The organism is Streptomyces sp. NBC_00236 (genome assembly GCF_036195045.1).
In the GTDB taxonomy this organism is placed as follows: Bacteria; Actinomycetota; Actinomycetes; order Streptomycetales; family Streptomycetaceae; genus Streptomyces.
Genome location: NZ_CP108100.1, coordinates 3077296 through 3091416, shown reverse-complemented (window position 1 = coordinate 3091416; position 14121 = coordinate 3077296). Strand labels below are relative to the sequence as shown.

The 14121-nt window shown below is 70.0% G+C and carries 12 protein-coding genes; 7 read left to right on the top strand and 5 right to left on the bottom strand.

Going from position 1 to position 14121, the window contains the following annotated elements; all coding sequences use genetic code 11:
• Positions 1-33: 33 nt before the first annotated feature.
• From OG446_RS13775 to OG446_RS13755, 5 genes are read right to left on the bottom strand one after another with little or no spacing between them, the layout of a single operon-like run.
• Entirely contained in the window at positions 34-1344 is a 1311-nt protein-coding gene (locus tag OG446_RS13775; protein ID WP_328898292.1) for a DUF58 domain-containing protein, read from the bottom strand.
• A gap of 11 nt (positions 1345-1355) precedes the next feature.
• Positions 1356-2357 (bottom strand): AAA family ATPase, encoded by a 1002-nt coding sequence (locus OG446_RS13770; RefSeq protein WP_328894310.1) that lies wholly within the window; start codon positions 2355-2357, stop codon positions 1356-1358.
• Positions 2354-3580: a DUF4350 domain-containing protein gene (locus OG446_RS13765; RefSeq protein ID WP_328894309.1), complete on the bottom strand. Its 1227-nt coding sequence runs from the start codon at positions 3578-3580 to the stop codon at positions 2354-2356. Before OG446_RS13765 ends, OG446_RS13770 begins: the two co-directional genes overlap by 4 nt.
• Complete coding sequence (locus tag OG446_RS13760) at positions 3577-4263, bottom strand: DUF4129 domain-containing protein (protein ID WP_443050112.1); 687 nt, start codon at positions 4261-4263, stop codon at positions 3577-3579. Before OG446_RS13760 ends, OG446_RS13765 begins: the two co-directional genes overlap by 4 nt.
• A 4-nt stretch (positions 4264-4267) precedes the next feature.
• Positions 4268-5470, bottom strand: a complete 1203-nt coding sequence (locus OG446_RS13755) for a hypothetical protein (RefSeq protein ID WP_328894308.1) — start codon at positions 5468-5470, stop codon at positions 4268-4270.
• 140 nt (positions 5471-5610) lie between these two features.
• Between OG446_RS13755 and mtnA the strand changes: the two genes are divergently transcribed.
• The 7 genes from mtnA (at position 5611) to OG446_RS13720 (ending at position 14091) form a co-directional block, all read left to right on the top strand.
• Entirely contained in the window at positions 5611-6756 is a 1146-nt protein-coding gene (gene mtnA / locus OG446_RS13750; RefSeq protein ID WP_328894307.1) for an S-methyl-5-thioribose-1-phosphate isomerase, read from the top strand.
• Between the two features lie 4 nt (positions 6757-6760).
• Positions 6761-7450: a two-component system response regulator MtrA gene (gene mtrA, locus OG446_RS13745; protein WP_005316841.1), complete on the top strand. Its 690-nt coding sequence runs from the start codon at positions 6761-6763 to the stop codon at positions 7448-7450.
• Position 7451: 1 nt separating this feature from the next.
• Positions 7452-9473, top strand: coding sequence for an MtrAB system histidine kinase MtrB (gene mtrB, locus OG446_RS13740; RefSeq protein ID WP_328894306.1), 2022 nt, complete (start codon positions 7452-7454; stop codon positions 9471-9473).
• Positions 9474-9558: 85 nt separating this feature from the next.
• Positions 9559-11328 carry an LpqB family beta-propeller domain-containing protein gene (locus OG446_RS13735; RefSeq protein WP_328898290.1) on the top strand — a complete coding sequence of 590 codons (1770 nt, stop codon included), beginning with the start codon at positions 9559-9561 and terminating at the stop codon, positions 11326-11328.
• A gap of 82 nt (positions 11329-11410) precedes the next feature.
• Positions 11411-12139 (top strand): ComF family protein, encoded by a 729-nt coding sequence (locus OG446_RS13730; RefSeq protein ID WP_328894305.1) that lies wholly within the window; start codon positions 11411-11413, stop codon positions 12137-12139.
• Positions 12140-12460: 321 nt separating this feature from the next.
• Positions 12461-13150: a ribosome hibernation-promoting factor, HPF/YfiA family gene (hpf, locus tag OG446_RS13725; protein WP_328894304.1), complete on the top strand. Its 690-nt coding sequence runs from the start codon at positions 12461-12463 to the stop codon at positions 13148-13150.
• A 185-nt stretch (positions 13151-13335) separates the two neighbouring features.
• Entirely contained in the window at positions 13336-14091 is a 756-nt protein-coding gene (locus OG446_RS13720; protein WP_328894303.1) for a response regulator transcription factor, read from the top strand.
• Positions 14092-14121 lie beyond the last annotated feature (30 nt).

The following is a 14121-nucleotide window of genomic DNA, read 5'->3' as shown; positions in this document are numbered from 1 at the left end:
GCCGGCAGGTTCGGTGCGACGGGGCCGGCGACGTTACAGCCGGCCGGCCGCCTTGAGGGCCAGGTAGGCGTCCGCGAGGGACGGCGCGAGGCTGTCCGGGGTGGCGTCGACGACGACCACGCCGTGACGCTGGAGCTGGTCCGCCGTCCGACGCCGTTCTGCCTGAGCCTGGGCTCCCGCGGCAGCGTCGTAGATCGCGTCCACTGTTCCCCTCGCTGCCGCCATCTCCTCGATGTGGGGGTCCCGCACGGCTGCCAGCAGCACGGTATGGCGCTGGGTAAGACGTGGCAGTACGGGCAGCAGTCCTTCCTCGACCGGGGCTGCGTCAAGGCTGGTCAGCAGCACGATCAGGGAGCGCCGGGGAGCGTGCGTGAGCGCGGCGGCGCTCAGGCCTCGGGCGTCGGTTTCCACGAGTTCCGGCTCCAGCGGGGCCAGGGCGTCGACCATGGCCGACAGGACGTCACCGGCACCGCGGCCCCGGACCTGGGCGCGTACACGGCGGTCATAGGCGAGAAGGTCCACGCGATCGCCGGCTCGGGTGGCCAGGGCGGTGAGAAGGAGTGCCGCGTCCATCGAGGCGTCGAGGCGGGGCACATCGCCGACTCGGCCCGCTGATGTACGGCCCGTGTCGAGGACGATGAGGATGTGACGGTCGCGCTCCGGGCGCCAGGTGCGTACGGCGACCGCCGATTGGCGCGCGGTGGCCCGCCAGTCGATCGAGCGGGTGTCGTCGCCGGGGACATAGGCGCGCAGACTGTCGAACTCCGTGCCCTCGCCCCGGGTGAGGACACTCGTACGGCCATCCAGTTCGCGCAGCCTGGCCAGGCGGGACGGCAGGTGTTTACGGCTCGTGAAGGGCGGCAGGACCCGTACCTTCCACGGGGCGCGGTGGCTGCCCTGGCGGGCTGCTAGTCCCAGCGGGCCGTAGGAGCGCACGGTGATCTGCTCCGCCCGGCGGTCGCCGCGACGGGTGGGGCGCAGCAACGTGGCGACACGGCGCCGTTCACCGGACGGCACATCCAGTGTGTGGCGGGACGCTGCCTGGTCGGTGCCCGGGAACCAGCTGCTGGGAGGCCATGCGTCGCGGAGGTGTGCCCGCAGGCGACGTTGGGAAGGGTTGACTACGGTGAGTAGCACTTCGGCGCTCTCGCCGAGTCGAACGGTTGTATCACCGGATCGAGTGAACTGGAGCTGACGCACTGGCGCTGCCAGGGCGTAGTCGCACAGAATTGCTAGAAGAAGCGGGGCGTTGACCGCGAGCATGCCCGTCCAGCTCGGGGCCAGGATGCCTACAAGGAGTGACCCAAGGGCGGCGAGCAGAGCGGTGCGTCCGGTAAGGGCCACCATTCACCGCCTCAACGGGGTACGGGGACATGGGCGAGAACCGCGGTGATGACGGAGTCCGGGGTAACCCCCTCCATCTCCGCCTCGGGCCGCAGTTGTATGCGGTGCCGGAGCGTGGGGAGTGCGAGGGCTTTCACGTCGTCCGGGGTGACGTAGTCGCGGCCGGTCAGCCAGGCCCAGGCACGGGCAGTGGAGAGCAGAGCGGTGGCGCCCCGGGGTGAGACACCCAGGGAGAGCGAGGGGGATTCACGCGTGGCACGACAGATATCCACCACATAGCCGGCGATCTCGGGGGAGACGGTGGTCCTGGCGACAGCGATACGTGCGGCCTCCAGATCGGCGGGCCCGGCGACCGGTCGTATGCCCGCCGCGTGCAGGTCGCGCGGATTGAACCCGTCGGCATGGCGGGTCAGGACGTTGATCTCGTCGTCGCGGGACGGCAGCGGGACCGTCAGCTTGAGGAGGAACCGGTCCAGTTGGGCTTCAGGGAGGGGATACGTGCCTTCGTACTCCACGGGGTTCTGCGTGGCCGCCACGAGGAACGGGTCCGGCAGGGGGCGAGGAGTGCCGTCGACAGTGACCTGGCGTTCCTCCATCGCTTCCAGAAGGGACGACTGGGTCTTGGGAGGCGTCCGGTTGATCTCGTCGGCGAGCAGAAGGTTCGTGAAGACCGGTCCCGGCTGGAAGGAGAACTCGGCGGTGCGGGCCTCGTAGACGAGTGAGCCCGTGACGTCACTCGGCATCAGGTCGGGGGTGAACTGGACGCGCTTCGTGTCGAGTTCGAGCGACGCTGCGAGGGCCCTGACCAGGAGGGTCTTGGCCACGCCGGGGACACCTTCCAGCAGGACATGGCCGCGGCAGAGCAGCGCGACCACAAGACCGGTGACCGCCGGGTCCTGTCCGACCACGGCCTTCGCGATCTCGGAGCGCAGCGCTTCCAGGGAAGCGCGGGCAGCGGCGTCGCCGCTGACGGTCCCGGTTGTCCCGGCGGGAATGGGGGGCGGGGCGCTCATGAGGTACGGACCTCTCTTTCGAGGGTGTCGAGTTGTTCTGCCAGAAGGACGAGTGCGGCGTCGTCCGAAGGGACCGAGCCGAAGAGCAGTTCGTGGAGGCGGGTGTCGTCGGATCCGCGGCGCACGGAAACGGCGGGGAGGAGCGCCGCGGGAGCGTGTGCGTCGCGAAGGGAGACGCCGACCAAGGGGGCGAGGCGGGTACGAGTGGCGTGGCGCAGGGAGGCGGCAGCCCGGTCGCGGGCCTTGGTCTTGCGCTGGAGGCGGGCACGGCCCTCGGTGGATTCGGAGGCGCGGATGACCACGGGAAGCCGCTCGGCGACCACGGGGCCCAGGCGCCGCGCTCGCCAGATCGCGGCGAGTACGGCCGCGAGGGTGAGTTGGAGGGTTCCCCAGAGCCAGCCCGACGGCACCAGGTCGATGAAGCTGCTTTCGTCCTCCGCGCTGTCGCCGTCCGAACCGCTGTCGTCGTCTCCGCTGCTGCCCGCAGCCGAGGGATCACTGAGCGAGGGGAGGTACCAGACCAGATGTGGGCGCGATCCGAGGAGTTGAAGGGCCAGCGAGGCGTTGCCCTCGTTGTCCAGACGGTCGTTGTAGAGGAGGTCGGGGGATCCGAGCAGGACGGTGTCACCCGAGGCCGGCTGTTCCAGCATCAGCAGGGAGGGAAGTTCGGCGGCCGGGTAGCAGGCGAGGGCACCGACACCGGTCGACGTGTAGCGGAAGCCCCCTGTCTCGGCCTGGCCGGCCTGGCGTGCAGCGGCCAGAGAGCACTGTGGGGCACGTGCCGACACCGGCACGGAGGACCGCGCGCGGACGCCGGGTGCCAGTGTGCCCACAGAGGGTGGACCGGCAGCGAGGAGGACGGTCCGGCCGCCCGTATCGATGGTTGCCGAACGGAACGCGTCCTGTTGAGACGGCGTCAGCAGGTTGGGGGCGGCGACCAGCAGAGTGGTGTCGGAGCCGGCTGCGGACGTGGCGGCACGAAGCGTGGTGACGACCCGGACGGATACGCCGCGGTCTTTGAGGAGTTCGGCGACGGCCCTGCTGCCGTAGCGGTCTGCGGAGCGGGGATCGAGCCGACCGTGCTGGTCTCCGGAGCGGGTGGCGGCCAGGGCGATGCCTGCGGCGACGAGTACGAGAAGGGCAAGCAGGAGCCCGCGAGCGCGGATCCAGACCTGGCGCGGTGTGAGGGAGGAGGAGGTGGACGGAGCGGTCGTCGCGGTCATTCGGCAGCTCCCAGGAGCGTGCCGGAGAGGTGCGGTGTCGCGGACTCGATGTCGAGATCGAGGGTGAGCACGGTCAGATACGTCTGCTGGTCGGCCGATCGGCCGCCGTATGTCACGTCATCGAAGATCCGGGCTGCCGCGCGGAGCCGCGTGGCATGTGCGGGAAGCGTGCGGCCCGCCTCTGCGGCGGCCTCGTCGGCGGTGCGTCCGGGGCGGGCGTCGAGCAGAGCGCGTTCCTCCAGTGAGCGGACGATGGCGCGCATCCGCTCCTGGACCGCCTGGCTCCAGTGGCCGGCGGCGGCGTGGGCCTCGGCGGCGGCGCGGTGTTCCAGTGCTCCGCGCGGGCCGCTCTCGAAGAGGGCGTCCGCTGCCCGCGAGGTGCGCTGCGGCGCGCCCAGACGCCAGAGGAGCGCGGCGATCAGGGCGATCACGATCAGTACGAGTACGACCAGTCCCGCAGGTCCGCCCGGGGCAGCGCCCGAGGCGGTCGAGAGGAGATCGCCGATCCAGTCCCACAGGTGGTCCAGAGCGCGCTGGAGCGGGTTCGGATCGTTCTCGTGGTACATCGGCTTGGACAGTTCGTGCCGCGCGGCTTCGCGGGCGGGCACCCGTGGAGTGTCCACGGGTATGTCGCCGCTTGCCCGGATCAGCAACACCGCTGCTGTGCCACCCGCCCCCGACACGGTGTCAGCTCCTGTTGTCGTAGCCGGGCAGACCGGCTGCCCTGGCAAGGTCGAGGTCGAGCGCTTCTCGCCGGATGCGCTGGTCGACGTAGAGAAGGGCCATGACACCGGCGGACAGAGGATAGGTGATCGTCGCGATGACCACGTCGCCGATCGCGGAGACGATCAGGAACGGCCAGCCGAAACTGGTGGCTCCGTCGGTGAGGAAGGAGCTCAGGCCGCCGTCGTCCACCGCCATCGCGATGAGGCCGAACGGCATGCCGATCACGAGCGTCACGATGAGCGTCAGCAGCCAGGTGAGCGCGAGGATGCCGAAGGTCCGCCACCAGGCGCCGCGGACCAGTTTGGCGGAGCGCCGCAGCGATGCGGTGATCGACTGCCGTTCCAGCATCAGCGCCGGGGAGGCGAGACAGAAGCGGACCATGAGCCAGAGGAACACACCGCCGGCGGCGAGCAGTCCGATGAAGGCCAGGCCGACACCTGCCGTGTCGCCGATCAAGAATCCCGGCAGGATTCCCACGGTCATGATGACGGCGGCCATGAGGGCGAGCAGAAGGGTCAGGCCCAGGAGGGGGAGCAGCCGGGGCCGGGCCTCCGTCCAGGCGTCGGAGAGCGTGACGGGGCGGCCCAGCACCGAGCGGCTGATCACCACCGTCAGCACTGCGGTGGTGAAGATCGTGGCAAGCATCGAGATGAGCAGGGGCGGGGCGGTGTTGAGCAGGCTGGAGCGGAGCGAGTCGGTGGCCTGGCGCAGGGCCTCCGAGCCGGTGGCGTTCCGGTCGATCGACGGGGGTTCCGGCAGCAGGTACCGCTGTACCAGCAGGATGCCGGCCTGGGCGATCACGGAGACGGTGAGAGTGATGCCGAGGACCGTGCGCCAGTGCGCGCGCATGGTGGAGACGGCACCGTCCAGAATCTCACCGACACCCAGGGGCCGCAGGGGGATGACGCCGGGCTTGGCAGCAGCAGGCTGCCGCCCCCAGCCGGGTCCCTGCGGGGGAACGCCCCAGCCGGGGTAGGGGGGCGGTGTGCCGGGGCCGGTGGTGGAATTGCCCGGCGCGGACCACTGCCCTGCGGGCGGCTGCGTGGGAGACCAGTTCCCCGCAGGTCCGCTGCCGTCGACGGGCTCGGAAGGCCGGGGGACGCCTGCCTCCTGGTCGTCGGAGGGGGCAGATCCGGGCGAGGCCCAGCCCGGAGTGTCGTTCATTCTCGCTCCTTCACGGTCCTGTCCGCGCATCGGGGCGTCAGGTTGGCAGCCATCGTGCCACGCGTGGCACCCGTCCGGGCCTGGCGCTGTATCTCCTTCGTTCCTTCCTGCACGGGCGTCCCACGGGGCAGACTGGGCGGATGGCTGATCAGGACGCGCAATCGCCGGTGGGCAGCGAGCCCGCTGCGCTTTCCGTACTTCGCTGGGACGAGCCCCCGGAAGGTCCTGTCCTGGTGCTCCTCGACCAGACGAGGCTGCCCGCCGAGGAGACGGAGCTGGCCTGTACAGACGTCCCCGCGCTGGTGGATGCCATCCGGACGCTGGCGGTGCGCGGGGCGCCCCTGCTGGGCATCGCCGGGGCTTACGGGGTGGCTCTCGCCGCCGCGCGGGGCTATGACGTGGCGGAGGCCGCGGGTCTGCTGGAGCAGGCGCGGCCCACCGCGGTGAACCTCGGGTACGGGGTACGGCGTGCCTCCGCGGCGTACTGGGCGGCCGTCGACAAGGGGGCAGGCCCGGAGCGGGCGGCGGCGGTGGCGCTGGACGAGGCCCGGGCGCTGCACCGGGAGGACGCCGTGGCCAGCGAGCACATGGCCCGGTTCGGGCTCGCCCTCCTGACCGAGTTGCTGCCCGGTGGCGGCCATCGGCTGCTGACCCACTGCAACACCGGGGCGCTTGTCTCCGGGGGTGAGGGAACGGCCTTCGCGGTGGCGCTCGGTGCGCACCGGGCGGGGCGGCTCAGGCGGCTGTGGGTGGACGAGACCCGTCCGCTGCTGCAGGGCGCCCGGCTGACCGCGTACGAGGCCGCACGCAACGGCATGCCGTACAGCCTGCTCACGGACAACGCCGCGGGGTCGTTGTTTGCCGCGGGCGAAGTGGATGCCGTGCTCATCGGGGCGGACCGGATCGCTGCCGACGGATCGGTGGCCAACAAGGTCGGGAGCTATCCGCTGGCGGTCCTCGCGAAGTATCACCACGTACCGTTCATCGTGGTGGCACCGACCACGACCGTGGATCTGCACACCGCGGACGGTGCGGCCATCACGGTGGAGCAGCGACCGGCCCGGGAAGTGACTGAGGTCACACCGCCACGGCTGGGGGGTGACGGGAGGGGTGCGGGCGGAGTGCCCGTGGCCCCGCTGGGAACCCCGGCGTACAACCCCGCCTTCGACATCACGCCGCCGGAGCTCGTCACGGCGATCGTCACGGAGGAGGGCGTAATCTCCCCGGTCACAGGGGTCGGACTGGCAGAGCTGTGTGCCAGATCATCGCAGGTAACGATTAGCTAATGGGATGATGTCGTTTATGAAGGGACGCGTCCTTGTCGTCGACGACGACACCGCACTGGCCGAGATGCTCGGGATTGTGCTGCGTGGTGAGGGGTTCGAGCCGTCGTTCGTAGCGGACGGCGACAAGGCACTTGCTGCATTTCGTGAGGCAAAGCCGGACCTGGTCCTGCTGGATCTCATGCTGCCCGGTAGGGACGGCATCGAGGTCTGCAGGTTGATCAGGGCCGAGTCCGGTGTGCCGATCGTCATGCTCACTGCCAAGAGCGACACGGTTGACGTGGTGGTGGGCCTGGAGTCCGGGGCCGACGACTACATCGTCAAGCCGTTCAAACCTAAGGAGTTGGTTGCCCGGATCAGGGCACGTTTGCGGAGGTCCGAGGAACCGGCACCGGAACAGCTGACCATCGGGGACCTGGTCATAGATGTGGCCGGGCATTCGGTGAAGCGGGACGGGCAGTCCATCGCCCTGACCCCGCTGGAGTTCGACCTGCTGGTCGCGCTCGCCCGCAAGCCGTGGCAGGTCTTCACCCGTGAGGTGCTCCTCGAGCAGGTCTGGGGATACCGTCACGCCGCTGACACCCGTCTGGTGAATGTCCACGTGCAGCGGCTCCGTTCCAAGGTCGAGAAGGACCCGGAGCGGCCGGAGATCGTCGTGACCGTCCGAGGCGTCGGTTACAAGGCCGGACCGAGCTGACATGACCCTGGGTAGCACTGCTCCGAAGCCCGGGGAGCCGGGAGTCCGTGCGGAGCGGGCTGCCGGTTCAGGGCACACGTCATCTCCGGTGGGCCGCTTCCTGCAGGGCGGCCGGTTGTTCCAGGACCGGGCGCCCGGCGGGCCGGTGCCGCGACTGCTGATGCGCTGGGTCAGGCGTCCGCTGCTGCCTGCCGTACGGCTGTGGCGGCGCAACCTCCAGCTGCGGGTCGTCGCCGGCACGCTGCTGATGTCGCTCGGTGTGGTGCTGCTGCTCGGTCTCGTCGTGATCGGGCAGGTGCGCAACGGCCTGCTGGACGCGAAGGGCAAGGCTGCTCAGACGCAGGCCGCCGGAGGGTTCGTGGCCGCGCAGGAGAAGGCGAACGCACCGCTCCCTCCCGGTCAGGACGGTGACACCGCGGACGGCGGGATGGCCAACAACTCCTGGCGGACCGAGCTCGTCGGCCAGCTCGCCAGCGGTGGGAAGAACGCCTTCAACGTGGTGGCGCTCAGCGCCGACGAAGGGTCCCGCGCGCCGCGCGGCTCGGGCAGCGTCGAGGCCGCGAGCATCCCGCAGAAACTGCGCGAGTCGGTGAACAAGGGTCCGGGAGCGTTTCAGACGTACTCCCAGATCAGATACGCGAACGGACAGGAGTCGCAGCCCGGCCTCATCGTGGGCAAGCGGCTCTACGACATCGACCGCAATCCGTACCAGCTGTACTACGTCTTCCCGCTGACCCAGGAGGAGAAGTCCCTGACCCTGGTCAAGGGCACGCTGGCGACCGCGGGCCTGTTCGTGGTCGTGCTGCTCGGGGCCATCGCGTGGTTCGTGGTGCGCCAGGTCGTCACCCCCGTACGCATGGCGGCGGGGATCGCCGAACGGCTCTCGGCCGGCCGGCTCCAGGAACGGATGAAGGTCACCGGCGAGGACGACATCGCCCGCCTCGGTGAAGCCTTCAACAAGATGGCGCAGAACCTCCAGCTGAAGATCCAGCAGTTGGAGGAGCTCTCCCGGATGCAGCGGCGGTTCGTCTCCGACGTCTCGCACGAGCTGCGGACGCCGCTGACGACCGTGCGGATGGCCGCCGACGTCATTCACGAGGCACGGGTCGACTTCGACCCGGTCACAGCGCGTTCCGCGGAGCTGCTCGGGGACCAGCTCGACCGGTTCGAGTCGCTGCTCTCCGATCTGCTGGAGATCAGCCGTTTCGACGCCGGTGCCGCGGCACTGGAGGCCGAGCCGATAGATCTGCGGCAGGTCGTGCGGCGGGTGATCGGTGGCGCCGAGCCGCTGGCCGAGCGCAAGGGCACCAGGATCCGGGTGGTCGGTGACGAGCAGCCCGTGATCGCCGAGGCCGATGCGCGACGGGTCGAGAGGGTCCTGCGCAATCTGGTGGTCAACGCCGTCGAGCACGGCGAAGGACGCGATGTCGTGGTGCGCCTGGGCGTGGCCGGCGGAGCGGTCGCCGTGGCCGTCAGGGACTACGGCGTGGGGCTGAAGCCCGGCGAGGCGACCCGGGTGTTCAACCGCTTCTGGCGGGCCGACCCGGCCCGTGCCAGGACGACCGGTGGCACCGGCCTCGGGCTGTCCATCGCCGTCGAGGACGCGCGGCTGCACGGCGGCTGGCTGCAGGCCTGGGGAGAGCCCGGCGGCGGCTCGCAGTTCCGGCTGACGCTGCCGCGTACGGCGGACGAACCGCTGCGCGGATCGCCGATACCGCTGGAGCCCGAGGACTCGCGGCGCAACCGGGCGAACCGGGAACGGGCCGCGTCCGTTCCTGCCGGGAGCAGCGAGCACCGGCTGGTGGCGGTGCCTTCGCAGCCGGCCGGCACGGACCGGGCGGCACTGCCCGTACCGGCCCGGGCCCCCATGCCTGCCCGGACCGCACCGGCCTCGGTGCATCCGGCGGCCCTCCCGGGCAACGGCGCACGTGTGGTGCCGCGTCCCGCAGGGGAGCGGCCGGACCGTCACAACGACTCTCCGGGGCAGGATCCGGGGCGGGAGGACACGACTCGTGGGCACTGACCGTCGTCAGGGCGGCCGTGGACGTGCGGTGGGAGCGACCGTGCTGCTCGGATGCGGCGCCGTGCTGCTGTCCGCGTGCGGCTCGATGCCCGTCACTGGGGACGTCAAGGCTGTGGACGCCTCGCAGCCCGGTGACTCCCAGGTGCAGGTGTACGCGGTAGCGCCGCGTGACGGCGCCACCCCGAACGAGGTGGTGGACGGCTTCCTGGAGTCGATGACCAGTGACGACTCCGATTTCAGGACCACGCGCCAGTACCTCACGAAGAAGGCATCGAGCGACTGGAAGCCGGGCGCGCTCACCACGGTGCTGGCCAACGCGCCGAACCGGAGCGACCGGCCGGTCCACGACAGTGACCGCAGCACCAACGAGGTCACCTACACCCTGACCGGTGAGGAGGTGGCAACGGTCGACGGCCAGAACGCCTATCAGCCGCTCGCGCCGAACGACTACTCCCAGACGCTCCACCTGGTGCGGGAGAAGGGGCCGGACGGCAGCGAATGGCGCATCGACAGAGTTCCGGACGGCCTGGTTCTCGGGCAGTCAGACTTCAAGCGCCTCTACCGTTCCGTCAACAAGTTCTACTTCGCCACCGGGCGGACCGAGGCACAGTCCACGCTGGTCGCCGACCCGGTCTACATCCGTAACCGGACCGACCCCGCCACCGGTATGGACACGGTGACGCAGGCCGTCCGCAGCCTCCTCAGGGGGCCGACCGACTGGCTGCGGCCGGTGGTCGCGTCCCGCTTCCCCGCGGGCACCGGACTGCGGAAGGGCGTCACGTCGCTGACCCCCGACGACCGGAACGTGCTGAAGGTCCCGCTCAACAAGAAAGCGGACGGAGCCGGGCAGCGCTCCTGCCGGATGATGGCCTCGCAGGTGCTCTTCACCCTCCGGGACCTGACATCCGCACGGGTCGAGCAGGTCGAGCTGCAGCGGTCCGACGCGTCGGCGCTGTGCGTGCTGGGAGCGGACCAGGCGGAGGAGTACGCCCCCGACGGTTCGTCGGGTGGTTCCGACAGCCAGTACTTCGTCGATGCCAAGGGGCATGTGGAGCGCATTCCGGGAAGCACCCGGGGCAGCGGCGAGCCGGAGCCGGTGGCCGGTCCGTTCGGCAGCGGTCCCCTGCGGGTGAGCGCGGTCGGAGTGGCCCGCGACGAGCAGTCGGCGGCTGCGCTCTCGCAGAACAAGGACGCGCTCTACGTGGCCCCGCTCGCCGCGGGCGGGGAACTCGGGCCACCTGTGGTGACCAGCAGGGCCGGCAAGGCAGGGGACCGGCTGACCGCCCCCAGCTGGGACAGCCGGGGCGACCTCTGGGTCGCCGACCGCGACCCGGACAACCCGCGGCTGCTGCGGCTGGCCCACGGCACGGGCAAGCTGGAGGAGGTCACCGTGCCGATCCTGGACGGCAGCCGGATCACGGCACTGCGCCTGTCCTCGGACGGGGTGCGCGTCGCACTGCTGATGACCCTGGGCGACCGGACGACGCTGCAGATCGGCCGGATCGAGCGGCAGGGCCCGCAGGGCAAGGAGCAGGTCTCCGTGGTGGACCTGAGGCACGCCGCGCCGCAGCTGGCTGATGTGACCGCGATGTCGTGGTCGGGCGGCAGCCGCCTCGTGGTGGTCGGCAAGGAGGAGGGAGGGGTGCAGCAGGTCCGCTATGTGCAGGCGGACGGTTCGACGCCCTCCTCGGGCGTGCTGCCCGGTGTCAACCAGGTGCGGGCGATCGCGGCGGCGGACGACGAACAGCTGCCGCTGATGGCGGACACCGTCGGCGACGGAATAGTGAAACTGCTGCCCGGCGACAACTGGCAGACGGTGCTGAAGGAAGGTTCGGCGCTGGTCTACCCGGGCTGACCTCCGCAGCCGGGTGTTCCGTGGTGGCCGGCCGTTGTCCACAGGGGTGGTCGGGCTGCCCCGGGGCGGGCACAGTGGAGCCATGCGCGGGTGGTGGCGTGAGATCGCTGGACTGGTCCTGCCGGTGGACTGCGGCGGCTGCGGCAGTCCACGGACAGAACTGTGCGAGGAGTGTGCCGCGCAGTTGTACGGCGGGGCGCCCCGCCGGGTGAGACCTGATCCGGAGCCTGCCGGCCTGCCCGTCGTACATGCGGCCGCCGGTTACGGGAACGCGGTACGTGCGGTGCTGCTGGCCCACAAGGAGCGGGGTGCACTGGGCCTGGCCGGAGCTGCCGGAAGGGCGCTGGCGGGTGCCGTGAGGGCCGGGGCGGGGTCGTCGTCCGACGGGAGGCCGTTGCTGCTGGTGCCCGTACCGTCGGCGCGCCGGGCCACTGCCGCGCGTGGGCACGATCCGGCGCGCCGGATCGCTTGGGCGGCCGCCGCGGAACTGCGCCGTGCGGGCACGTCGGCCCGGGTGGCCGGTGTGCTGCGGCAGCGGCGTCCGGTGGCCGATCAGTCCGGTCTCGGCGCGCGTGAGCGCCGGGAGAATCTGGCAGGGGCCCTGAGGGTCGTGGCCGGCGGTGGGCGGCTGCTTGCCGCCGGACGGGTGGTGCTGGTGGACGACCTGTTGACGACAGGTGCCTCGTTGGCCGAAGCGGCCCGGGCGATCGAAGAGGGCGGCGGGTGGGGGAGCGCCGGTTCCGGGGTGCGTCACGCGGCCGTTGTTGCAGCTTCTCCGTCCGCCTTCGAAATAAACCGGAACTGGAACTGAACTTGCATCGTTGCAGGTAGTGAGTGGGTAAAAAGACCTGAACGGAGGTACGTGCGAGTAGCGGGTGCCGACATCCGTCCTGGCAGGCTATGTTCGGTTGTGAGGAATGGTGAATGCCAGGCCTCGACGAATGCACCGCCAGGTTTCGGGCAGGCGACCCACCGGCGTTCGGAAACCGGGAATTCGGTGGGGTGGAGACCTTGCCGACGGGGGAGGAGGAGGTGGAAGTCACCGAGTCCGCGGCTCCGGTCATCACCGGGGCCTGGTGCAAAAGGGAGATGCTCCGCCGCTGAGCGGAGCGATCCGGGAACGGAGTTCTGCGTGGACATCGTCGTCAAGGGCCGCAAGACCGAGGTGCCCGAGCGGTTCCGCAAGCACGTGGCCGAGAAGCTGAAGCTGGACAAGATCCAGAAGTTCGACGGCAAGGTGATCAGCCTCGACGTGGAGGTGTCCAAGGAGCCGAATCCTCGTCAGGCGGACCGCTCCGACCGGGTGGAGATCACGCTTCGCTCGCGCGGACCGGTCATCCGGGCAGAAGCGGCCGCAGGCGACCCGTACGCAGCGCTGGACCTGGCCACAGGCAAGCTGGAGGCGCGGCTGCGCAAGCAGCACGACAAGCGCTACAGCCGCCGCGGCACGGGTCGTATCCCCGCTGCTGAGGTCGGTGAAATGGTGCCGGACGCGGCGTCGTTCAGCGGCGACGGCGAGCTGGTCGCCGACGAGACGGCACAGCCCGTACCCACCACCAGGATCGGCTCGCTCGAGGTACAGGGCGAAGGACCGCTGGTGATGCGCGAGAAGACGCACGTCGCGGCACCCATGTCGCTCGACCAGGCGCTCTACGAGATGGAACTGGTCGGTCACGACTTCTATCTGTTCGTCGACTCCGAGACGAAGGAACCCAGTGTCGTCTACCGGCGGCATGCCTACGACTACGGTGTCATCCACTTGAGGACCGACCCACTGGCCGCCGATGAGGCGGGCGGCGCGGGCGGCGCGCTCGGCGGCTGACGCCACCACTTCGTGGTGCCCCTGGAGCGTCTGTGCGCCCCCAGGGGCACCCTCGTGCGACCACGGGATCACCGCTCCGACGTCCAGGCATGAAATCATGGCGGCCCAAGCCAATCGGTGCTCTGTGAACTGCCGTTGGCGGACAGTTTGTGAACTTCAGGCCGTGGCCTTCAGGGGGAGGAACGATGGCGGACACCTTCGGGCCCGTGCACGATGCGAATGATGCCGATGACGCCGGCGGTGACCGTACCGGCGCGGACGACGACAGCGGTTCCCGCAAGGAGCCGATCCGGGTTCTTGTGGTCGACGACCACGCCCTGTTCCGCAGAGGCCTGGAGATCGTCCTCGCACAGGAAGAGGACATCCAGGTCGTCGGAGAGGCGGGCGACGGGGCGGAGGCGGTCGACAAGGCGGCCGACCTGCTGCCCGACATCGTCCTGATGGACGTACGCATGCCCAAGCGCGGCGGCATCGAGGCCTGCACCTCCATCAAGGAGGTGGCCCCCAGCGCGAAGATCATCATGCTGACGATCAGCGACGAGGAAGCGGACCTCTACGACGCCATCAAGGCGGGTGCCACCGGCTATCTCCTCAAGGAGATCTCCACGGACGAGGTCGCCACCGCGATTCGCGCCGTCGCCGACGGACAGTCCCAGATCAGCCCGTCCATGGCGTCCAAACTGCTCACCGAGTTCAAGTCGATGATCCAGCGGACCGACGAGCGCCGGCTGGTTCCGGCGCCCCGGCTCACCGAACGTGAGCTCGAAGTCCTCAAACTGGTTGCTACGGGCATGAACAATCGCGATATCGCGAAGCAACTCTTCATTTCCGAGAACACCGTGAAGAACCACGTCCGCAACATTCTGGAGAAGCTCCAGCTGCACTCCCGGATGGAAGCCGTGGTCTACGCCATGAGGGAGAAGATCCTGGAGATCAGGTGACCGGGCGCGGGGGTAAAGCCGCAGAAATGC